Source organism: Brevundimonas phoenicis (assembly GCF_047237745.1).
GTDB lineage: Bacteria > Pseudomonadota > Alphaproteobacteria > Caulobacterales > Caulobacteraceae > Brevundimonas.
The window spans coordinates 2464764-2486291 of the sequence record NZ_JBDFLN010000001.1; the positions used below are offsets into that span (position 1 = coordinate 2464764).

Sequence of the window (21528 nt, forward strand, 5' to 3'; positions counted from 1 at the left end):
TTTTTTTCAATCCGGTCGCGCGGCATCATAGACGGTCGATCATCTCGGCCTTTGTCGCCGCGCCACGGCCTGAAAACAACATCTGCTCGCGGCCCTCCCCAACTCTCCAGCCCGAGCGACTGGATCGCCCGCGCTGCCCGATGGATCGACACATGAACCGTCTTCTCTTCGGCGCTTCCAGCGCCGCACTGCTCCTGGCGGCGGCCGCGCCCGCGGCGGCCGAGGTCACGACCGAGCCGCAGGCCACCACCGTTCAGGACGTCATCGTCACCGCCCAGCGCCGTGAGGAATCCGCGCAGAAGGTCGGCCTGGCCCTGACGGTCGTGTCCGGCGAGGATCTGGACAAGCGCAACATCCAGACGGTCAATGACCTGGAAAACGCCGTTCCCAGCATGGAAGTCGACAGCCAACTGGGCGGCGGCCAGCCCCAGTTCCGTATCCGCGGCGTCGGCCTGACGGACTACGCCGCCAACAACACTTCGACGGTCGGCGTCTATATCGACGAAGTCGCCTATCCCTACGGCGTGATGACCCAGGGCCAGCTATTCGACATCGCCCGCATCGAAGTCCTGCGCGGGCCGCAGGGCACCCTGTACGGCCGCAACACCACCGGCGGCGCAGTCAGCATCGTCACCGGCGCACCGACCGACTATGTCGCTGCCGGTTTCAACGCCAGCTACGGCAGCTATGACGCCGCCAAGTTCGAAGGCTTTGTGTCGGGTCCGGTCGCCGGAACCCTGAGCGCCCGCCTGGCCGTCGCGGCCGAGACCGGCGGCGGCTGGCAATACCACCGCGACACGGGCGAAACCCTGGGCGACAAGGACACCAAGGCCCTGCGCCTGCGCCTGAACTGGCGCCCCAGCGACCAGACCGACCTCGACCTGAACGTCCACTACAGCCAGGACAAGTCGGACGGCCGGGGCCTGCGCCTGATCACCACCCCTTTCACGTCGGGCGGCGGCAAAGTCTATCCGGTCGACACGGCCCACCGGATCACCGGCTGGGGCATCTCCCCCTACTTCGCCCAGCTGATCGGCGTCTCGCCCAACGCCAAGCCGTTCCGCGATAACGAAGGCAAGGGCGTCAGCCTGCGCCTGAACCACGACCTGGGCTGGGCCACCCTGACCGCCGTCGCCGCCTATGAAGCCTTCGACCGCAAGGAGTTCAACGACTGGGACGCCACGGCCTCGAACGAAGCCGGCACCTACTTCTTCAACGACATCGAGACGATCTCGCAGGAAGTGCGCCTGGCCTCGAACGGCGACGGTCGCCTGCAATGGCTGGCCGGTCTCTATCACGCGACCGAAGACATTGACGGCGGTTTCTATTCCGACTTCTCGGAAGCGAAGAACCTCGCCTTCTGGATGAGCACCACCTACGGCCAGAAGGTCCAGACGACGGGCGCCTTCGCCAATGTGGACTACCGCCTGACGGATCGCCTGACCCTGATCGGCGGCCTGCGCTACGAGGACGAGACTCGTGAACTGAACGACTTCAAGACCGAGGTTCTGGCTCCGGTCCCGCGCGTCAACGCCACCGCTTCCAAAGCCCAGAGCATGGGCGAATGGACCGGCAAGATCGGCACCGAGTACGCCTTCAGCGACAGCGTGCTGGCCTACGCCAACGTCTCGCGCGGGGTGAAATCCGGCGGGTTCACCACCTACAACAGCGGACTGCCCGATCAGTTGGAACCGTTCAAATTCGAGGAACTGATCGCCTATGAAACGGGCGTCAAGGCCAGCCTGTTCGACAACCGGCTCCAGGCGAACGCGGCGATCTACTACTACGACTACCGCGACCAGCAACTTCAGGGCGTGCTATACACCCAGACCGGGCGCGTCGGCCGCATGATCAACGTGCCGAAATCTCACATCCAGGGCGCCGAGCTGGAACTGCGCTGGCAGCCCCTCGACAACCTGACCATCACCCAGGCGGTCGGCTACAAATACGGGGAGTATGACGAGTTCTTCTTCGTCAACGCCTCGGCTACCGAAGCCGCCAAGGATCCGGTGACGGGCGAGTACAACACCATCATCTACAGCGACCGCGCGGGCGAGCGCCTGCCCTTCCCGCGCTTCGACTACAAGGGTTCGATCGCCTATGAGCACCAGATCGGCGACTGGGGCGTCGAGGCGGAAACCAACTACGCCTACCGCAGCGAGAAGTTCAGCACCTCGTCCAACTCTATCATCGGCGATTACTGGCTGATGAACGCCAACCTGACGTTCCGTCCGATGAACGGCGGCTACGCCTTCGGCCTCTTCGTCAACAATCTGACGAACGCCTATTCGGAAGAGTCGCGCAACCGTTTCATCTCCGCGTCCACCGGCTCGCCCAACGCCCCGCGCACCTGGGGCGCCCGCGTAAGCTATCGCTACTGATCCCGCCTGCGAGGCTTCGGGCCAGACCCGGAGCCTCGCTCCCTTTTCATACGAAGAGAGTGAGATGCGCCCATGTCGATGATGCGTAAGCTGTTCCGCTCGACCGTCCTGGCCCTCGGCCTACTGGCGGCCGCCCCCAGCCTGGCCCAACAGGCGACTGACGCCCGTTTCACCATCGCCGTGATCCCCGACACTCAGAACTATGTCGATCACACGCGCCAGCGGGCGGCCGGCTTTCCGTTCGACGCGCGGGACATGATGACGGAGCAGTTCCGCTTCATCGCCGACAACGCCGCCTCGCGCGGCGGCGACATCGTCTTCGCCACCGGCGTGGGCGACGTGTGGCAGCATCCCATCATCGACATCGACCCGGACCACGCCGCGCGCGGCTTCAGTCCCCGCGCCCTGCCCTCCGGCATGGGCCCGGCGAAATGGGCGTCGGGCGTGCGCGAGGTGGAGATTCCCGCCTCCATCGCCGCCTATCGCCTGCTGGACGGCGCCCTGCCCTTCTCGGCCGTGCCCGGCAACCACGACTACGACGCCCAGTGGTGGGAAGAGTCCTGGCCGCGCGACCTGACCGCGCCCGAAGGCGACCTGCGTCGCCTGGGCATGATCCATGTCGGCGGCCTGACCGAATGGGTCCGCGTCTTCGGCGCCGCCTCGCCCTTCTTCAAGGACCGCCCCTGGTACGTCGGATCGCACGACGGCGGCACGGACAGCGCCCAGGTGTTCGAGGCCGGCGGCTACCGCTTCCTGCACATCGGCCTGCAGTTCGCCCCTTCCGACGCCAGTCTGAAATGGGCCGAGATCGTCATCCACGCCCACCCCGGCCTGCCGACCCTGATCAGCACCCACGACTTCCTGGACAAGACGGGACAGCGCCGCGCCCATCCGGTCGTGGACATCAACGCCCTCGACCCCTTCGACAACAGCGCCCAGGGCGTGTGGGACAAGCTGATCAGCCGGAATCCGCAGATCTTCATGGTCCTGAGCGGGCATCACAACGGCCAGGCCTTCCGCACCGATCCGAACCGCCAGGGCGGCGCCGTCTATCAACTGCTGTCCGACTATCAGGACCGCAACCGCGCCGCCGTCGACGCCGGGCTGGATGCGGCCAAGGCGCCGGGCCTGGGCGACGGCTGGCTGCGATTGATGGCCTTCGACATGACGGGCGAGGTTCCGACCGTGCGCGTCCGCACCTATTCGTCCCACTTCAAACGCTACGCCTCGGACGAACCGAACTACGCCCGCTGGTACAAGCAAAACGAGCAGCCCCAGATGACGGATCAGGAATTCCTGGCCCAGGACGAGTTCACCATCCGCCTGGACGACTTCCGCGCCCGCTTCGGACCTGGCCTCGGCGCCGTCGCTCAAGAATAAGCGCCATGAACCATCCACTGCCTCGCCTGGATCGCCGCGCCCTTCTGGGCGGCCTGGTCGCCGCGCCCGCCGTACTGCATTTCGGTCGGGCCCAGGCAGGCGGCGCCTATGCCTTCCCCCTGGGCGTCGCCAGCGGCGATCCCGCCCCGGACGGCTTTGTCATCTGGACCCGACTGGCCGTCGATCCGGTCGCGCCCGACGGTATGGGCGGCATGGGCGAGGCGGTTCCGGTACGCTGGGACATCGCCGCCGACGAAAGCTTCCGCACCCTGGTCGCCTCGGGCGGTACAATCGCCGAGCCGTCCGCCGCCCACAGCATCCATGTCGAGGTTCAGGGCCTGCGCCCCGGCCGCCCCTACTGGTACCGTTTCACCGCCCTGGGCCAGCAAAGCCCTGTCGGCCGCGCCTGCACCACGCCCGCGCCGAACGCCGCCGTCGAGACCTTGCGCCTCGCCGTCGCCTCCTGCTCGAACTGGGAGGTCGGCTATTTCAGCGCCTACGGCCACATGGCCGACGAGGCGCCGGACCTGACCCTTTTCCTCGGCGACTACATCTACGAGTACACGCGCGGCGCCGACCGCGCGCACGAGGTCGTCCGCCCCTACGGCCTGGAAGAGGCCACGACCCTGGCGGGCTATCGCAACCGCTACGCCCTGCATCGCACCGACGCCGATCTACAGCGCCTGCACGCCGCCGCCCCCTGCCTGGCCGTGTGGGACGATCACGAGATTCAGGACGACTATTCCGGCGTGTGGTCCAAGACGCCAGGCGTCGCGCCTGACGCCTTCCTGCGTCGCCGCGCAGCCGGCTATCAGGCCTTCTACGAAGCCATGCCGATCCGCCGCACGCGGCTGGACGCCCGACTGCAGATGCCGATCCACCGACGCATCCGTTACGGCCGCTTGGCCGAATTCCACATGCTGGACGGCCGCCAGCACCGCTCGCGCCAGCCCTGCAGCAACGGCCCAGGCGGCGGCAAAGGTCAGATCGTCACCGATACGACCTGCCTGGATCGGCTCGACCCATCCCGCACCTTCCTGGGTTTTGAACAGGAACGCTGGCTCTACGACGGATTGGCGCGATCCGAGGCGCGCTGGAACATCCTGGGCCAGAACCTGGTGCTGGCCGGGCTTCGGTTTGGCGATGGCGGCCCAGACACCCGCTACTGGACAGACACCTGGGACGGCTTCCCCGCCGCGCGCGACCGCCTGACACAAGCCCTGGCGGCGCTGAAGCCCGCCAACCCGGTCGTCCTCAGCGGCGATTACCACTCCTTCTGGACCAATGACGTGAGGTTGGACAGCGCCGACCCGTCATCAGCCGTGGTCGCCACCGAATTTGTCGGCACATCCATCACCTCGACCGGACCCAGCTACGACGGCCTGATGTCCGCCATGCCGAACAATCCCCAGGTGAAGTTCTTCGACAGCCGCGTTCGGGGCTATATGGCCATCGACGTCACGCCGGAGCGGATGACCACGCGCTATCGCAGCATCAGCGACGTGCGAGATCCCCACGCCTCCGTGTCCACGCTCAACACCTGGATGGTCGAGAACGGCCGCCCCGGCGCCCGGCCTGCCTGAACCGTCGCGCCCCTGCTCGGAGTTTCCATGCGTCACCCTGCCCGCGCCGTCGGCGTCGCCGCCCTTCTGTTCAGCCTGACGGCCTGCGCCGCGACGCCGATCCCGACCTTCTGGGAAGGCTTCCGCGACCACCCCCACGGCTATCTGGCCAAGGAGGGCGCGCCCGACGCCTCCGCCTTCCTGCCCCCGCCGCCCGAGGCCGGTTCGTTGCGGCAACAGGCGGACGTCGAGACCTATCGCGCCACCCGCGCTCTGGAAGGCTCCGATCGCTGGCGTCGGGCGGCCGCCGACAACGAGATCGAAACCCCGTCCGCGCCCCGCATCTTTGACGAAGCCCTGGGCGTCGCGTTCGAGCCGCAGCGCCTGCCGACCCTGACCCTGCTGCTGGGAAAGATGCTGGGCGATCTGGAGACCATCCAGACCCCGGCGAAACAGGGCTATTTCCGCCCACGCCCCTTCGTCGCCGAACCCGCCGTGACCTGTTTCCCGCCCGAGCCGTGGCTGGCGCGTAGCGGCTCCTATCCGTCAGGCCATGCCGCCATGGGCTGGGCCTGGGCCCTGGTGCTGTCGGAAATGGCGCCTGATCGCGCCGACGCCATCCTGGCGCGCGGCCTGGCCTATGGCGAAAGCCGGGCCCTCTGCGGCGTCCACTACGCCAGCGACGTCGAAGCCGGCCGCCTTGTCGGCGCCGCCATGGTCGCCCGCCTGAAAGCCGATCCGGCCTTCCAGCGCGACTTCGCTTCCGCCCGTCGTGAACTTCAGAGCCTCAGAGAAGACACCATAGCTCGCTAACCCAACAAGGCCGTCCAAACTGCACCGTGAGTACGAACATCCGATAGATGCGCTGGACCAGGTCGATCTCCTCGACCGGGCGGGGGCGAGGAGCGCCCGGTCATTCAGCAAGCTCTTGCTCTCGCCGCGCAGGCGCCCGTATTCGAGGCGTATTGACAACAACTCCAAGCCGATATTCTAGCCGTTCGTTCCTGTATAAAGGCCCAGTTCAGAACACCCTACCGCGGCGATTCTGACTTTCCTGAACCGTGAATCTGACATCAACTGGCGCCCATGATTGCCGCGTAACGGCGGCGTTCGAAAGGCGGAGTTCCACCTTCCTTTAAATCCGCGAGGCGCGGCGCCAGACCATTCAGCGCGACTTGATCGCCTTTCGCTTGAGCGATCTCGGCCAGCGCCAAGTCCAACATCACGCCCCAGGACGGGTCGCCGACCAGTTCCCCCACCCGCGCGCGATCGACCTGGGTCAGAAGCTGCTCCGCTTCCCCGTACCGCCGATCCAGCACCAAACACTCCCCGAGATAGAACCGAATGACGTGGGTCAGGGGATAGTCATCGCCGAACCCTTCGCGAGAGGCGCGATAGGCCTGATCGAGATAGTGCAGACCTCGGCGTCGGTCGTCAGTCCGGCACAGAACGGCTCCGAGGTCGTTGAGCCCGACGAGCGTCTGATGCGCATTCGGCCCCTGGCTGATCTCCGCTCCCTTCCAGACCGCTTCAGCAGCACTGGCCGCCTCTGCATAGCGGCCCATCGCAGCCAGGGCTTCGTAGCGGGTCGACTGAAGGCCAAGCGTGTAGCGACTGTTCCGGCCGAACCGATCAGCCATCAACGGCAGCAGGGCGTCGGCCTCGGCCAGGGCCTGGCTCAGCTCGCCCGTCATCAGCTTAGCTTGAGCCACATGTTGACGGGCGATCAGGGTGTTGGCGTGCTCGGCTCCAAGCGCTTGGGTCCATTCGGCCGCCACCCGAAGCGTCAGGGGAAGGGCTTCGGCTGGACGGCCCAGGCGCATCAGCACGACGGCCTGCTGCTGACGAACCAGCAGCACGTCGCGCTCGGATAGCCCCGCCGGCCGGGTTTCGGCGATGGCCAGGGCCCGCGCGAAGGCGGCGTTGGAGGCGTCGAGATCTTCGAAGAAGCCGATCACCGCCTCGGCCTGCGCGAGGTGGAAACCGAGCATGCCCTTGTCGGCGGCCGAGCCCAGACGGCGACGCTCCGCGGCGGCGAGAGTCTTGGCCGCGGCCAACCCTCCGGGTTGGGCCGACAACGCCTCGGCCCGGGCATGCAGCAACCGGGCGCGGGCCGCCGCGGGCGACTCCTGCAGTCCCGCCCTCTCATAGGCGGCGGCGGCCAGGCGGAACGATCGACGCGCCTCGTCATACTGTCCACGCTGGACGAAGGCGGTGGCCAGCGACAGGTGCAGGCCAGCAGCCACTTCCGGCTGGCGGGCGAAGCGGGCGTCGACTGTGGAGCGCGCACGCAGCGCCGCGGCCGCCAACGTCTCCTCCGCGGCCGAACCGGACAGCGGATTGGCCTGTCCCAGCAGGTCGTCCACCAGGAAGGCGTAGCTGGCCTCGGCCGCCGCCGTCTGGGCCCGGGCCTCGTTCCTCTGGTTGACAGCGACCAGCGCCGCCGTCGAGGTCGCGGCAAGGCCCACGGCGCCGAGCCCGACGGCCAGCCGGATCCATGGGCGCCGAGTGGCGCGCGCATCCTCGCGGCGGCGCTCCGCCTCGCGCCGCTCCGCTTCCGCCTCGGCCTCGGCGCGCGCCTTGCGCCGTTGTTCGAGCGTATCGAGCCGCTCGGCCAGCAGCGCGGCGGACTCCAGCCGTCGGCTCGGATCGCCGGCGGCGGCCAGGGCGATGTCCTCGCGCAGGAGAAGATCGCCCACCTCCCCTTCCCAGCCGGCGGCGAGCGGCCGATCCAGGTCGCCGACGATCATCTGATAGAGGATCAGCCCCAGGGCGTAGATGTCCGCGGCCATGCCCGGCGCGGCGCCTTGCGCCACCTCGGGGGCGCGATAGGCGGCGGTGTCGGAGCGGGTCGAGGCTTCGTTCTCCCCCGGGGGAAAGCCGCCGCCCGAGATGCCGTGCAGGTCCAACGCCGCCTGATCGAGCAGCCAGCCGCTGCCGAAATCGGCGAGACGGACGACGGGATTCCCGTCCGGCGGCGTCTCGATCAGCACGTTGGCGGGCTTGAGATCCTTGTGCAGAACCCCGGCGCCGTGCGCGGCGGCCACGGCGCGCGCCAGGTCGGCGACGACCGCGATCCGGCGATCCAGCGCCATGGCGGTCAGCCCGCCCTCCAGGCCACCTGCCCAGGCGCGCATGTCCCGTCCGGCGTCCGCCGCTTCGATGAAGTAGGGCGGCGCGTCGAAATTCCACTCCAGGATATCGACGCAGGGCCGCCGATCACCCAGCACATTGCGCATCAGTCGGAACAGCGCGACCTCGCGGCGCAGGCTGCGCAGGCGATCCGGCGCATCGGCGAACTTGAAGATACGCGTCTCGTCCACCTTCTGGTGACGCGCCCGCCAGACGTCGCCCGCGCCGCTGTCGCCCAACGCCTCCTCAAGCACCCACTGCGGACGGCCGGGGACAGTATCCCCCGGTGCGAAGGCGAAGCGCGGCGCCAGCGGCGTCGACAACTGCTCAATCTCGACCGGAACGCCTATGCGGTAGCCGATCCGGGGCAGGGTCTGAACGATGTCGCCTCCCTGCTCGCCTAGAGCCCCGCGGAGTTTGGACACGGCCGTGGTCAGGGAGGCCTCCACCACATGGACGCCAGGCCAGACCGTATCGAAGAGCTCCGCCTTCGTCACAGCCTCGCCGGCGCTGAGCAGCAGTTCGTGCAAGACCTGAAGCGGCTTGCCTTCCAGCTCCACGAGCCGGCCGGCGACTGACAGGCTCCAGGCGGCCTCATCGAACACCGCGTTCGCAAAGCGCCACCTGCGCCGTCTCCGGCGCGGTCCGGAACCGCCTTCTGTCATGAGCCCACCTCGAATGCCCGTTGCGATCCGGCAGCCTACGGGAGCCCGGTCCAGCATGGCAACGCTCGGCGAGCGTCGGCTGACGACTTCAGAACTTCTTTAGCCGGGCTTTAGGACCGGGCGGGGCGATCCGGCCAGGCTGACCTCCTGAAAGCGCGAGAGGCGCGCTCTGTCACGGAGGCCGAGAGGCATGGAGAACCCGCTTTTCCCGAACCGGATCGAACGATCCGCCGCGCTCGGCGCGTTCAAGCGCGCCGGATCCACCGACCTGGACGTGCTGGCGTCCGTCAAGGCCGCGTTGATCCAGACGTCAAGAACGGCAGTCCGGGGCGGATGGGGGCTGATCATCTCGGGCGTCCTCGTCTGCCTCACCATTCTCGGCATACCGGCGGGCATCGCCATGGCCCTGATCGGCTGGTGGGTGATCGCCCGAGCCCAGAAGAACATCCGCCTGGTCGACGACGTCCTGGCGGAGTTCACGGCGGCCCCTCAGCCGGCCTGACGCAACAATTCCGAACAGGAGGAAGAACCATGAAGGGCAAGATTTTGGGCGTCGCAGCCGGGGAGTTGACCGGCGCCATCACGGGCGACGACGGCAAGCGCTATCGCTATGACATCGCCGACTGGCGCGGCGAACGGCCCGCCTCCGTTGGAGCTGGCGTCGATTTCGAGGTCGAGGGCGGCGCGGCGCGCGACGTCTATCCGGCCGTGGGCGCCTTCGCCGGCGTCGGCGCAGGCGCGGCTTCGGTCGAGGCCCTGGCCCGGTCGTCCGGGGGCGAGAAGGTCATCGGCCTGTTCAAGGGAACCTTGGCCTTGCCTCTGGCGATCCTGGCGTTGGTCGCCTTCTTCCTGCCGGCCCTGTCTTCGCCGGCGCTGACGGTTTCCCAACTGGGGCTGGACAAGGTCACGACCGCCGCGGGGTTGAACCTGGAGCAGGCCGAGCACGGCCGACGCCGCCTGGCCGACCTGGAGCGCGACCTCGCCCGCTTCAAGACCGAAGCCGCGCGCGGCGGTTCCGGCGCCCCGGACAGCGTCTACGGCTATGGCAACGTCGGCGACCGCATCGCATCGCTGGAGGAGCAACGCGCCGAAATCCGCAAGGGCCTGGGCGCGGTCGACTTCCTGAAGACCGTGGACACCGCCCTGATCCTGCGCTTCGCCGCCGTGCTCGCAGCCCTGTGGCTGATCTGGCAGGCCTGGGCGGGCGCGGCGTTGCGCCCCTGGGAACTGGCGGCGGGCGCCGCCGCCATCCTCGCGGGCGGCCTGACCTTCCTGTTGCGGTCCGCGATCCTGGGCCTGTTCTCGGCCATGAACCCGCTCGGCGAAGCCGCCGCCGCCCGGGCGGAAGCGCTCATCTCGGTCGAGATCGGGCCGTGGCTTCTGCTCGCCGCGGGCGCGGGCCTGATCGCCTCCGGCCTGGGCCTGGTCCGCAATCCCCTTGGACGAACCTGACTCTGAAAGGAACCGCCATGCGCATCCGTCTCCTTGACGGCGCCCAAGCCGGCGAGGCGTCCTCGATATCGTCCAGGGCAGGAGAAAAAAGCATGCACGCCAAGGCCGCTCCGCAAACGCCGGAGCTCGATCCCGCCCGCCGAGAGGGCGACACCGTGGGCGTGCTCGCCGGCGATGCGCTCCGGTTCGCCGCGAGTTTTCTCGACTCGATCGAGAGCGACGCCGCCGAAGCGCGCAGGACGTTGGCAGAGGAGGCCAAGGTGTGCCGCAAGATGGCCGAGGCGGTCGCTCAAGCGCCCCTGCGCAACTCGTCCCGGGTTCTAACCCCGACTGATCTTGGCGGGCGCTTCTTCACCCTCACCGAGCGCATGTGGCCCAACGCCGAGGTCGCCGGCTATCTCCTTGGGCATGTGGCGGAGCTGATGCAGGCGCTCCCCGCGGCCGACGGCGCGCTGAAGAACCGCCTGCTTCGGGACGCTCAGCAGCTCCGGCGCGTGCAGCGACTGCTGAAGATCGCTCCCAACGCCCAGCTGGGCCCACGCCTGAACGAACTTATGCCTCTGCTTCAGAAGCTCGAACTTCCGGTGCTGGGCGAAAAGCCCTTTCCTCCGATGCTCATCGACGGCGTGACCGCGGACCCGGTTTTCCATGTCGCCGCCCAGGACGCCTATCGCATGGTGGTCGGTCGCGAACTGGATGATCTGCCCCCCATGGCGGGCGCGGTGTGGTCCGGCAAGCTGGCCCTCGCCTGGCCGCAGACGCGCAACGAAGGCTGGCCCCTGACCCCGGTGGACGCTGCGCGGCTGGCGAACGCCGTGCGCTGCCCGCGTGAGCCGTGGAGCCGATCGCCCGGCATGCCCGGGGACTGGACTGACCTGAAACCCGAGGCGGCGGCCGAGGTACTGCGCCTGATCGGCGCGCACCACCGCGTCGGCTCGGCGCGCGCGCCCTTCCCGCTGGCCGGCTTCTGCGATCGGGTCCGAACCCTGGCGCTGCGCTGCCACGGCGGCGTGATGCTGATCGAGACCCAAGGCCGGGTCAGCGGCGGCGCGACCGGAATCGCCTCGTTCGTACTGACCGAGAACAAGGTTCTGGCCGTCGACGGAACCTCGGCCTGGATCCACGAGCTGAACGAAGCCGTCGGCCCGCACCTTCAGGACGAGGGCGCGCGGTTGGACTACATACGGCTCTTCATGAACTGCGTTCGCCATGATGGGGAGAGATTCCAGCCGACGGAATCCTTCGAGGACTTGGCGGACCGGGCGGCGGACGCCGCCCTCTTGCGCGACCTCTGCACGGGCCACGCCCGCGCCATAGAGCCAGCCGGTTTCGACGCCGAGGGCCGCTGGCTGTTCCTGCTGGTGGTCTGTCACCGGCAAGGGTTCTTCGCGACCGGCTTGGCCCTGGCCCCGGACGGCTTCGTTGAGATGATCGACGACACCTTGCTGGCCGACGGCGTCCCTGTGCTGAGCGAACGCATGGACGGCTTTTTCGTCATTCTGGAACCGAAGGAAGCGATCTCATGAGCTTGATCCCGATCGATAGTGAGCTAACCCTGCCCGACAGCATCGACGAGCCGGGCCTGATTGTCGGCTGGTCCCTTGAGCGTTGGCACCGACGCCAGCCGATCGGCTTCAAGTTCGGAGCCGCCGCGGCCGCCGCCCCGGCGGCGGCTGTGGTCGCGCCTATCCTGATGGAACGCGAGGGGCACCTGATGACCATCGCCCCAACCGGCGCCGGCAAGGGCACCGGCTGCATCGTCCCGGCCCTGCTGCGCTTCGACGGACCGGTCATCGTCGTCGATCCCAAGGGCGAGAACGCCCTGATGACCGTACGCCGTCGGCGCGAACTCGGGCAGGAGGTGGCGGTCATCGACCCCATGGGCGTGACCGGCCTGCCCTCCGCCTCATTGAACCCGCTCGACATCCTGGACCCGGAGAGCTCGACGCTCGTCGATGACGCCATGGCCATGGTCTCGGCCCTGGCCAATCCTGATGTCGAGACAGACGCCAGCGACGGCGGTTATTGGCGCGAACGCGGGGCGACGTTCGTCCTCGGCGTGGTGCTGCACGTGATGAGCGACCTCCCGCCCGCCAGCCGCTGCCTGGAGACCGTGCGCACCCTGGTCAACCAGGCGGTCGGCGAGATCGGACTCTACAGCGCCGCGACCGAACGCCGGGACGCTGTCAGCAGTCTGGGCGGCACCGTGCTGGCGGCGCTGGAGGCCTCGCGCAACGCCGAGGCGCGCGACATCGGCCGGATGCTCCGGATCGGCGCGGTCTCGACCCTCGGCGGGATTCTCTCCTTCTCCCAGAATCTCGTCGACATCGCGCGTTCGGGAATGATCGCCCCCTCGCTGAGAACAACCAGCTTCGACCTCGGCGCGGTGCAGCGCGGCGATCCGCTGTCGATCTATCTGGTGCTGCCGCCGCACATGCTCGAAAGCCACGGCCGGTTGTTGCGGCTGTGGGTGCACACCTTGATGACGCTGATCTCAGGCCGCAGCGGCCGGCCGCCGAAATCGACGCTGTTCATCCTTGACGAGGCCGCCCAGCTCGGGGCGTTCGACGACCTGCGGCGGGCCATCACCCTCATGCGCGGCTACGGCCTGCAGACCTGGAGTTTCTGGCAGGATTCAAGCCAGTTGCAGAATCTCTACCCGCGGGATTGGCAGACCATGGTCAACAACTGCCGTGCCGTGCAGTGCTTCGGAGCCAACACCATGCTGGCGGCCGAGTCGATGGCGCGCCTGGTCGGCTTCGGCTCGCCCGAGCAGTTGCTGGACCTCGAGGACGATGAGATTCTGCTGCAGTTGTCCGGAGATATGCCGGTGATCGCCCGGCTGCCGAACTACCGGGCCGACCCGGTGTTCGCCGGCCTGTATGATGTCAATCCTTTCCACGATCCGTCTCGTCCGGTGCAGAGGTCCAAGCCGGTTCTGCGCGTGTTCGAGCGTTCACTGCCGGTCGTCGAACCCGACACGCCGGCGGAAGTCCTAGCGCGCCTCAGGGCCAGATCAACCTCCAGCTGATCGCCCGCTTCCGGGTCGTCGCTCTCAGGCTTGGCCGCCCCAATCCAGCAGCGCCCGATCGACGGCCGCCGAAGACTTGTCGATGTAGGGCGCCTGGGCTTCCAGCGGGCCGACGCATAGCCGACGCAGCTCGCCCAGCAGCATCTGCGCCCTCGTCAGCTTGTCCCGATTGCGGTCTTGCGCCCCCAGTTGGGTCGCCAGATCCGCAAAGGCATGCGCCGTCTTGAACCACAGGCCCAGGTTCCGATCCCGGTCGAGATGCGCGACGGCGAATTCCAAGGCTGGGAACGCCTTGCGCGCATGTCGATCCGCCTCCGGACCGGCCCCTTCCAGCACGGCCTGGTCCAAGTGCGACAAGCCCAGCGCCCGCATGGCGAGCAACCGTCCCTCCTCGTTTCCCAGCCCGGCGAAGCCGTCGACCGCCGCCTGGGCGTCGCGGATCGCTCGGTCCAGCACCTCACGCCGCCGATCCTGCGGTTTGAGAGGCGCGAGATCTCGCCGGACGTTCGACGCGGTGAGGGCTGCCGACGCCCGCGCCATCGGGTCCGCCGTCTCAGCCAGGCTGTCGGCGAGTTGGGCCGCCTCCTCCAGCCGGATTCGCGCGAGGTCGGGGCGAGCGCCCTCCGCGAAATTTAGAAGGGCGATCGCCATGTTGGCCCGCGCCTCGTTCGACAGAGGATCGTTGCCCAGGTCGGGGTCGTTCACCAACTGTCGATAAGTCTCGATCGCCCGTTCCGTGAGAGCGTCTCGCTTCGGCCCGAAAGGCTTGGTCGAGGCCTCCAGCACAAAGCGGTTCGCCTGGATTTCCCGCACGACCGCCCTGACCCGCGGCGCCTTGCCCATCTCGGGACCAAGCGCCTCGCACCACCTCTCGATCTGCCCAATCGCATCCTGCCGCGAAGAAGCCACCGCACGGGCGCGAGCGCTCCAGGCCTGGGCGAGACGCAGGGCGGCGTCGGATCGCACGGCCGCAACCTGCGCCTGGGCATAAAGCGCCTCGAGATCCCGGATGGTCCGATCCAGGCGTTCGAGGGCGTCGTCCGAAGGTTCGCGGCCGAATTGCAAGATGGTCGCAGCGGCCTGATCCAGTTGCGCCAGGGGCGTGCCTGGCGTCGCCGCGGACACGGCAGGGGGCGTCATGCCGCGCAACTGCATCCAGGTTCCGATCCGCGCGACCAGTCTGCGGGTTTCGGCGACGACTTCGGCCTCCCCGTCCGCCCCCATGCGGTCGATGAACCCCTGGATGTCCGCGATCAGCAGCGGCGGATGCTCCGGCGGGATCGCTTCGACCTGATGGAGCGCCTCGACCTGAACCGCCCAGTAGCCGAGCTCCGCCCGATCCGCGAGCCGCGGCGCCTCGAGAATGGACAGGCTCTGGGCCGCCAGCTTGAAGCCGTCGCGCGCCTCGATCAGGCGTCGCCGCCCCTGTTCGCCCCCCGCGAGCATGCCCAGCAGGTAGGCGGCGTGCGCCCGTGCAGCCACCGACTTCGCCCACTGCAGAGGCGCCTCGCGCTGCAATTCCGGGGTGATCAAGACGTCATAGGTCAGGAGCGCGGCGTTCAGCCCCGAAACCCCGACGACGGAGCCGTCCTCGTAGAGGTTCAGGAGCATATCCGCAGCGGCTCGGCGCTTGAAGACCTCGTGACGCGCGCCCCCGTCCAACGGAAGCGCGACCGCTTCAAGCTGAGCCAGGGCTGTGATGTTGCCGCGACGCGCCAGGTCCGCGAGCGCTTCCAGCGCGGCGTAGGCCCGATCCTCGGTGTCTGCGGCGCGCAGAGCCTCCTCGTGTCGCCGCAGATCCTCGCCGGTCGCAATCCGGCGCGCGACGGCGAGCGCCTGGAGCAAGCCGCCGATGACCAGAACATCCAGCGCCATGCGCAAAACGAAGGCGACCCACCCGCCGGTCGGAAGCACGGCCTGGACGCCGGACGGATTGTCGTAGCCCAGCACCTCGACATTGCCGACGATCGGCAGGGCCTCCAGAGCTTCGGAAGCGACGTAGGTCACATACTCCAGGACGCCGATCCCCGAGCCGGCGTTGAAGAAGTGCAAGCCCGTCAATCTCCAGACCAGAAGGCTGCCCAGCATGAAGACCGCCGACAGGGCGACGAGGAGTTCGTTGTTGTAGTCCTCGCTCCCGGGCGCCCGCCGCCGATCCGGATCCAGGCCGGCGGCTCGATCCTCCTCGTCCCAGGCCCAGCGCCGGAACACGGCGAGCACGGCGATCAACCCCAGAACCAACACCGGCGCGCCGATCAGCGGCGGCAACAGCGCCCCGAACACGCCGGCCCCCAGCAGCACGACCAACAGACGTCCCCAGCGGCGCGCTCGCCCTTCCTCATCCAGCCCGACCCACCGCGCGACGGCAAGCGCCAGCGCGCGATCCAGCCACTGAAAACCCGGCCTGAACCAGACCAGTCCGCGCTCGAACGCCGGATGCAGTCCCCGGATCAGAACGGCGGTCACGATCAGGAATAGCAGAGCGCCCGTCAAAGCGACGCCGAACTGAAGCAGGGAGACGCGGAACTCGGACATCGGATTCTCCGCAGTGAACAGCCAAGGTAGAACCAATCGACAGGGGTCGTCACGCGTTCCGCGTGATGACGAGCACCTCGGCCATGTCCCGGACCAGCGCGCTCGCGGTCTGTTGAGTGAGGCCGTCGAACAGGACGATCGGACGACTGTCCGAGCGCAGGCGCAAGCACGCCTGATAGCTGACGGCGATCTGGGCGTTCTTGAGGTCCACGACAGCGGCCCCCGTCCGGCCTCCCGTCGCGGCGTCCGGATGGGTCACGACGAACTCCGCGATGTCGGCGGCTGCATAGGCGCAGCCATCGACCACGACGCCGGATGCGTTTACCAGAATGTCCTTGGGTTTGCGGCCTTCGTTCTCCCGCCTCCATCGCGCCCTGAGTTTTCGACTTTGCACGATCCAGGCGATCCCCAGCCCGATGAAGGCGATCCCGACCACGAACAGCAGCAACAGGACGCCGACGCATATCGCTCCTACGCCCAGCATCATGATCTGCCCGGCCGCCTTGTCTCCCGGATAGGGAGCCGGCGCCACGCTGAACAGGATGTCGCCGTCCAGATCTCGGCGATTGTAGTGTGATCCCACGATTTTTCCCCGTGTCCCTGTCTCTAGGTTTGCGGCCAGACCGCACTCCGCCATCACCCCCAAGGGGCTAGAGCGGTTATCGTCCTGAAAGGTCGCCCCAGTCTTCGCGCTCGCCGCGGGGTATTTGTCCGGTCGGGCAATGGGTGTGGCGGTCGCCGTGTTCGTCTGTGAACGTCGTGCGGCTGGAGACCGTAATGACCATGTCCGCACCCCGGAAGCGGTAGCGGTCGCCGCCTAGCGCCTCGACGCCCTGGACGCGCCAGCCGCCATCGAACGACGCCACCCGCGCCTCGTCCAAATACATCAGCACGCCGGTTGGATCAGCGGCCGCTTCGGCGCAAGTGACGCCAATGGCGTAGTAGCCCTTCTCGATCGGCGGGAAGACCGCGGCGCCCTCCGCTGGCGCGTGCGCGCCTCCGGCGGCGCGTCCCTCCGGCGTCAAGGCGCACACCCGGCCCTCGTCGGAGGCGCCGCCATCAATGTAGGAGCGACCGTTCCAGCGCTGGAAATCCACGCACCCGGTCTCCTCGCCGCTGGCGATCTCGATATCCGGCCAGGCGATGCCGGGGCGGGGATGGAACCCGTAGTTGGCGAACCGCGCCTGAAACGCGATCAGCGACGCCCATCCTCCGCGCGTGCGATGAAGGACCGTGACGAAATGCTGGTTCATGCCCCAGCACTGGTCGCCGTCAGCCTTCACAACGACCTCCAACTGGCCGTCGTCGTTCAAATCCCGGACTTCCTCGATCTCGGCCCATACGTCCTCGCAGAGTGTCTCGGCGTCGTCGGGATCCCGCCAGGTCCAGCGGCTGTCGGCTTGCGGGTTGAAGAACCCCGCCGCGCGCATGACGGAGGCCCGCTCCTGCGCCGACAAGCCCGGCCCCGGTCTGATCTGCGAATCCGCTTCGAGCCGCGGAGCCGCTTGCCCGCTCACCGCCCTCCCTTCGGGCGATGAGGTCGTCTCATCGCTGTCGTTCGCGACCGATGGCGAGTTGCAAGCGGCGAGCGAAAGCAGGGTCGCCAGCAGAGCGCGGGCGCCCCGAGACATCCTTGAAACGGGTCGATCGAAGCCGCCGATGGCGCTCTTCGCCGGTCTCGAGGCGCTTAAGGAATCGAATGGGTCAGTTGGTTTTGTCATGCCGGCGCCTTCCGCTTCAAAGCGAAGACAGGCATAGGCGCGCGCTCCGCGAAGTCTTGACGCTGTCCTCAAGATTTTCTGAAGCGTTGAGCTTTGCGTCTTCAGGCGCGTGCTCCGCCGGGGCCCAGTCGAGCACCTCACCCAAGCAATACGAGCTGTTCAGCAAAAGGACGTCGTTCACGTGGCGCGTTGACGTACCCGTCTGGTGGGGAGCAGGAGGCCAACGCTGTTCGGAGCGCATCGGAAATCTACGCAAATTCCGCCATTGTTGACGCCCTCCCCTTCCCGCTACCCCTCGCTGGAAACGGGGGAAGCAAGATGAAAACTCAGATCCTGGCTCGCGTGGGCCGCCTGGCCGTCGGCGTATCCGCAGGCGCATTGATGCTGGCCGCACCCGCCCTGGCCCAGAACGCGCCGACGCCCGGCGACATCGACCAGGCCTTGGCCCAGCCCGTGTCCTTCCCGTCGGACGCTTCCGCGATGACCGCTCAATGCGACGCCGGCTTGGCTCGGATCGCCGCCCAACGCGCCGAGTTGGAAGGCGAAACCGGCCCTGCCGCCGTGGAAGGCACGTTCCGTCGCTATGACAACCTGATCCTGACCGCCTTTTCGCTGTCCAACGACGCCATGCTGATCGGCAACGCCCATGTGGACGGCGCCGTGCGCCAGGCAGGGCTGATCTGCGCCCAACGCGTCGGCGACGCGACGTCGTCGATCAACCTGTCGCGCCCCATCTATGACCGGCTGAGCGCCGTCGACGCTGCGAGCGATCCCCAGGCCGCCTTCTATCTTCAACGGACGCTGCGCGCCTATCGCGACGCCGGCGTCGATCGCGACGAAGCGACCCGCGCCGAAATCCTGCGGCTGCAGGAAGGGATTACGAGCGCCACGCTCGCCTTCCAGGACAACATCAACAAGGCCCGGGCTGAGGTCACGGTCCGCCCTGAGGAGCTGGAAGGCCTGCCCGCCGACTATATCGCCAACCATCCGGTCGGCGACGACGGCCTGATCCGCATCTCCACCGAATACCCCGACCTGGCGCCGGTGATGATGTACGCTCGCGACGAAACGGTTCGCCGTCGGCTGTCTGAAGCCTATCAGAACCGGGCGCCTGAGAACGCCGAAATCCTGGCTCGCATGCTGTCATTGCGCTACGAACTGGCGACCTTGCTGGGACGCCGGGACTTCGCCGAGTTGGCCACCGCCGACAAGATGATCGGATCGCCGGAGAAGGCGCGCGCTTTCCTGACCGATCTGGATCAGGCGACCCTGGCTCCCGCCCGGCGCGACTACACTCGGATGGCCGCGCGGCTGAACACCGACAAGCTGATGGGCTGGAACGTCCAGTACGTCCAGCAACTGCTTCGCAAGGAAGACTACGCCGTCGATCCGCAGGAGGTCCGGCGCTACTTCGCCTATGACAATGTACGCGGCGGCGTCTTCCAACTGACCGAAGACCTGTTCGGCGTCAAAATCCGCCCCTGGGACACGCCGGTCTGGGCGGACGACGTCGAGGCGTACGAAGTCATCGAGGGCGATCAGGTGATCGGCCGCTTCTATCTCGACAATCATCCGCGCGAGGGGAAGTACAGCCACGCCGCCGTGGCCCCCGTCCGGGTCGGGCTGGAAGGCCGCGCCCTGCCCGTCGCCGTCCTGTTGGCGAACTTCCCTGCCGGAGATCACGCCACCGGCCTGATGGAGCATCGCGACGTCGAGACCTTCCTGCACGAGTTCGGGCACCTGCTTCACGTCATGTTCTCCGGCAAGGGCCGGTGGGCGCTCCACAGCCCCTTTCTGGGCATGGAGCTGGATTTCGCGGAAGCGCCATCGCAGATGCTGGAGAACTGGGTCTGGGACTATGAAACCCTCCGCCAGTTCGCCGTCGATGCGGACGGCAAGCCTATCCCCGAGGGCCTGGTCGCACGGATGAACCGCGCGCGAGGCTTCGCCGAGGCGTTCGGGGACCGGTCCCAAATGGGCTACGCCGCAATGTCGCTGGGGCTGCACACAGGGGCCCCGGCCGCAGACCTCGGCCGCGCCGCGCGCGAGGCCAACAACCGCTACGCTCTGGCGTTTCAGCCCGAGACCGTTCACCCCGAGAACAACTTCGGCCACCTGACGGACTATTCGGCGCTCTACTACACCTACCTCTGGTCCAAGACGATCTCGACCGACCTGTTCACCGTCTTCGAAGCTGACGGCTTGCGTGACCCGCAGACGGCTCGCCGCTATCGGGAGCGCGTTCTGGCGCCGGGCTCGTCACGGCCGGCAGCCCAGCTGGTGGAAGACTTCCTCGGCCGCCCCGCCAATCTCGACGCCTATCGGGCGCGCCTCGCCCGCGAGCCCTGATCCAGGTCTTCAGGCTGCGCGCCCTGATCCAAGGCGCGCAGCGCCGCGGCGCCCGTCCGATCGTGATTGGACATGCCTTCGGCGATGAAGCGATCAAGGCATTCGAACAGGGCCGGTTGCAGGATGATCCGTCGATGGCTTCGATCGATATCGACGAACCCCTGTTCCTGGGCGTCGAGCAGAAGCTGGCGAACATGCGTACGAGACACGGCGAAACGCGCGCCCAGGCTCGACAGCGACAAGGGGATCGTCGCCGCCCCCTCGTCGATCGACGCCTTGACCATCTCCAGCAGCACCAGAATTCCGGAGTCGCGACCAAGGAAGAGCATGATGCCAGGGTTCTGCAAAAGGACCATGGCCGACTCCATGAAGATGCCTGTCGCAATCCCGCGCTGAACCTGCTGGAATTGGCGGTTCCGCGCCAGCGGCAAACGATAGTCCGCCTCGCCGAACAGGCAGGCGAGCGGCGCGTAGTGAGCCGTCAGCCAGTTCTGATCATGGTCCAGCATCCGCTCCGTCGGCCGGAGCAGACGCACGCGCCCGTCGACCGGCGACGGCCGGCTCTCAAGGTATCCGATCTGGACCAGGCGGCCGAGAATGTGATCGATCCGCCGCGGGCTGGTCAGGCCGAACATCGCCAAGGTCGCCTTGAGATTGCCGACTGTGGGCCAGGTCGCGCGGTCCTCCTCGCGATGTCCTGCTTCCAGGCAGATGGCGACGGCGAAGACCACCATCCGCGCCGCCGCCATCAGGAGCTTGTTGTGGAACGGGTCGTCTCCATATAGCGCCAGGACCTCTCGGATGTAGGTCCGCCTCGCCTGCGGGAAATCCGGGTGAGCCCGGATGAATTCAGCCGTCCGATAGGAGACGTCGAAGCCAGGATCATAGGTCTTTCCTGTCCAGCCCTGATCCACTGCGCCCTCCCCAGAACACTTCGCCCCAATGCTCGATGGCGACACTCAGTTTGTCGAGCAAAAATGCCACTTGGGATCCACTGATGAGAGCCCGTAGAGGCCGGTCGAAGCGATCGACACAGCCAACTGTTCAAGCATAGTAGCCAGGCTTGCTCGGCGATGGCCGACGTCACCCGATTGAAGGCGGCTCGCGACATCGGAGCGTCGGCATCGTAGCGCGACGGCAAAATGTAGCGCGAGTTCCCGGCGCAGGTCTTCAGCGCCATCAGGATGTCCGGCATCAAAGTCGAGAGGCATGGGCCCAGAGTTGGCTGGGCAACGGCCGGCGATACCGTCAGAGGCGCCGGCATCACAAAAAAGAGGCCCTCCGAAAAACTTCGAAGAACCTCGTCTAAATTCACTTTGT

At 67.4% G+C, this 21528-nt stretch carries 14 protein-coding genes; 9 read left to right on the forward strand and 5 right to left on the reverse strand.

Annotation, left to right across the window (positions count from 1 at the left end):
• Positions 1–152 precede the first annotated feature (152 nt).
• From ABC419_RS12375 to ABC419_RS12390, 4 genes are all read left to right on the forward strand, one after another.
• Positions 153–2381, forward strand: coding sequence for a TonB-dependent receptor (locus ABC419_RS12375; RefSeq protein WP_412877292.1), 2229 nt, complete (start codon positions 153–155; stop codon positions 2379–2381).
• A 72-nt stretch (positions 2382–2453) separates the two neighbouring features.
• Positions 2454–3761 carry a metallophosphoesterase family protein gene (locus ABC419_RS12380; RefSeq protein ID WP_412878784.1) on the forward strand — a complete coding sequence of 436 codons (1308 nt, stop codon included), beginning with the start codon at positions 2454–2456 and terminating at the stop codon, positions 3759–3761.
• A gap of 5 nt (positions 3762–3766) precedes the next feature.
• Complete coding sequence (locus ABC419_RS12385) at positions 3767–5344, forward strand: alkaline phosphatase D family protein (RefSeq protein ID WP_412877290.1); 1578 nt, start codon at positions 3767–3769, stop codon at positions 5342–5344.
• 27 nt (positions 5345–5371) lie between these two features.
• Positions 5372–6136: an acid phosphatase gene (locus ABC419_RS12390; RefSeq protein WP_412877289.1), complete on the forward strand. Its 765-nt coding sequence runs from the start codon at positions 5372–5374 to the stop codon at positions 6134–6136.
• Positions 6137–6396: 260 nt separating this feature from the next.
• Here ABC419_RS12390 and ABC419_RS12395 read toward each other — a convergent pair whose 3' ends face one another.
• Positions 6397–9060: a protein kinase domain-containing protein gene (locus tag ABC419_RS12395; RefSeq protein ID WP_412877288.1), complete on the reverse strand. Its 2664-nt coding sequence runs from the start codon at positions 9058–9060 to the stop codon at positions 6397–6399.
• 250 nt (positions 9061–9310) lie between these two features.
• Between ABC419_RS12395 and ABC419_RS12400 the strand changes: the two genes are divergently transcribed.
• The 4 genes from ABC419_RS12400 (at position 9311) to ABC419_RS12415 (ending at position 13603) form a co-directional block, all read left to right on the forward strand.
• On the forward strand, positions 9311–9622 hold the full coding sequence (locus tag ABC419_RS12400) for a hypothetical protein (RefSeq protein ID WP_412877287.1): 312 nt from the start codon (positions 9311–9313) through the stop codon (positions 9620–9622).
• 29 nt (positions 9623–9651) lie between these two features.
• Positions 9652–10572 (forward strand): hypothetical protein, encoded by a 921-nt coding sequence (locus ABC419_RS12405; protein ID WP_412877286.1) that lies wholly within the window; start codon positions 9652–9654, stop codon positions 10570–10572.
• A gap of 92 nt (positions 10573–10664) precedes the next feature.
• Entirely contained in the window at positions 10665–12098 is a 1434-nt protein-coding gene (locus ABC419_RS12410) for a hypothetical protein (RefSeq protein WP_412877285.1), read from the forward strand.
• 2 nt (positions 12099–12100) lie between these two features.
• Positions 12101–13603, forward strand: a complete 1503-nt coding sequence (locus ABC419_RS12415; RefSeq protein WP_412878224.1) for a type IV secretory system conjugative DNA transfer family protein — start codon at positions 12101–12103, stop codon at positions 13601–13603.
• A gap of 24 nt (positions 13604–13627) precedes the next feature.
• Here ABC419_RS12415 and ABC419_RS12420 read toward each other — a convergent pair whose 3' ends face one another.
• The 3 genes from ABC419_RS12420 to ABC419_RS12430 all read right to left on the reverse strand — a co-directional run bounded on the left by ABC419_RS12420 (position 13628) and on the right by ABC419_RS12430 (position 17655).
• The gene (locus tag ABC419_RS12420) at positions 13628–16138 is read right to left on the reverse strand and encodes a hypothetical protein (protein ID WP_412877284.1); all 2511 of its coding nucleotides are present in this window, start codon (positions 16136–16138) and stop codon (positions 13628–13630) included.
• Between the two features lie 49 nt (positions 16139–16187).
• Positions 16188–16721 carry a hypothetical protein gene (locus tag ABC419_RS12425; protein ID WP_412877283.1) on the reverse strand — a complete coding sequence of 178 codons (534 nt, stop codon included), beginning with the start codon at positions 16719–16721 and terminating at the stop codon, positions 16188–16190.
• 76 nt (positions 16722–16797) lie between these two features.
• Positions 16798–17655 (reverse strand): hypothetical protein, encoded by an 858-nt coding sequence (locus ABC419_RS12430; protein ID WP_412877282.1) that lies wholly within the window; start codon positions 17653–17655, stop codon positions 16798–16800.
• A gap of 522 nt (positions 17656–18177) precedes the next feature.
• Between ABC419_RS12430 and ABC419_RS12435 the strand changes: the two genes are divergently transcribed.
• Positions 18178–20208: a M3 family metallopeptidase gene (locus ABC419_RS12435; RefSeq protein WP_412877281.1), complete on the forward strand. Its 2031-nt coding sequence runs from the start codon at positions 18178–18180 to the stop codon at positions 20206–20208.
• Here the strand turns inward: ABC419_RS12435 and ABC419_RS12440 are convergent.
• Positions 20178–20957: a hypothetical protein gene (locus ABC419_RS12440; protein ID WP_412877280.1), complete on the reverse strand. Its 780-nt coding sequence runs from the start codon at positions 20955–20957 to the stop codon at positions 20178–20180. The genes ABC419_RS12435 and ABC419_RS12440 overlap by 31 nt on opposite strands.
• Between the last annotated feature and the right edge of the window lie 571 nt (positions 20958–21528).

Bases quoted from the DNA above. Each gene is read 5' to 3' on its own strand.
- ABC419_RS12375 (WP_412877292.1), top strand. From the start codon at position 153: ATGAACCGTCTTCTCTTCGGCGCTTCCAGCGCCGCACTGCTCCTGGCG.
- ABC419_RS12380 (WP_412878784.1), top strand. From the start codon at position 2,454: ATGTCGATGATGCGTAAGCTGTTCCGCTCGACCGTCCTGGCCCTCGGC.
- ABC419_RS12385 (WP_412877290.1), top strand. From the start codon at position 3,767: ATGAACCATCCACTGCCTCGCCTGGATCGCCGCGCCCTTCTGGGCGGC.
- ABC419_RS12390 (WP_412877289.1), top strand. From the start codon at position 5,372: ATGCGTCACCCTGCCCGCGCCGTCGGCGTCGCCGCCCTTCTGTTCAGC.
- ABC419_RS12400 (WP_412877287.1), top strand. From the start codon at position 9,311: ATGGAGAACCCGCTTTTCCCGAACCGGATCGAACGATCCGCCGCGCTC.
- ABC419_RS12405 (WP_412877286.1), top strand. From the start codon at position 9,652: ATGAAGGGCAAGATTTTGGGCGTCGCAGCCGGGGAGTTGACCGGCGCC.
- ABC419_RS12410 (WP_412877285.1), top strand. From the start codon at position 10,665: ATGCACGCCAAGGCCGCTCCGCAAACGCCGGAGCTCGATCCCGCCCGC.
- ABC419_RS12420 (WP_412877284.1), bottom strand. From the start codon at position 16,138: ATGTCCGAGTTCCGCGTCTCCCTGCTTCAGTTCGGCGTCGCTTTGACG.
- ABC419_RS12435 (WP_412877281.1), top strand. From the start codon at position 18,178: ATGAAAACTCAGATCCTGGCTCGCGTGGGCCGCCTGGCCGTCGGCGTA.
- ABC419_RS12440 (WP_412877280.1), bottom strand. From the start codon at position 20,957: ATGGCGGCGGCGCGGATGGTGGTCTTCGCCGTCGCCATCTGCCTGGAA.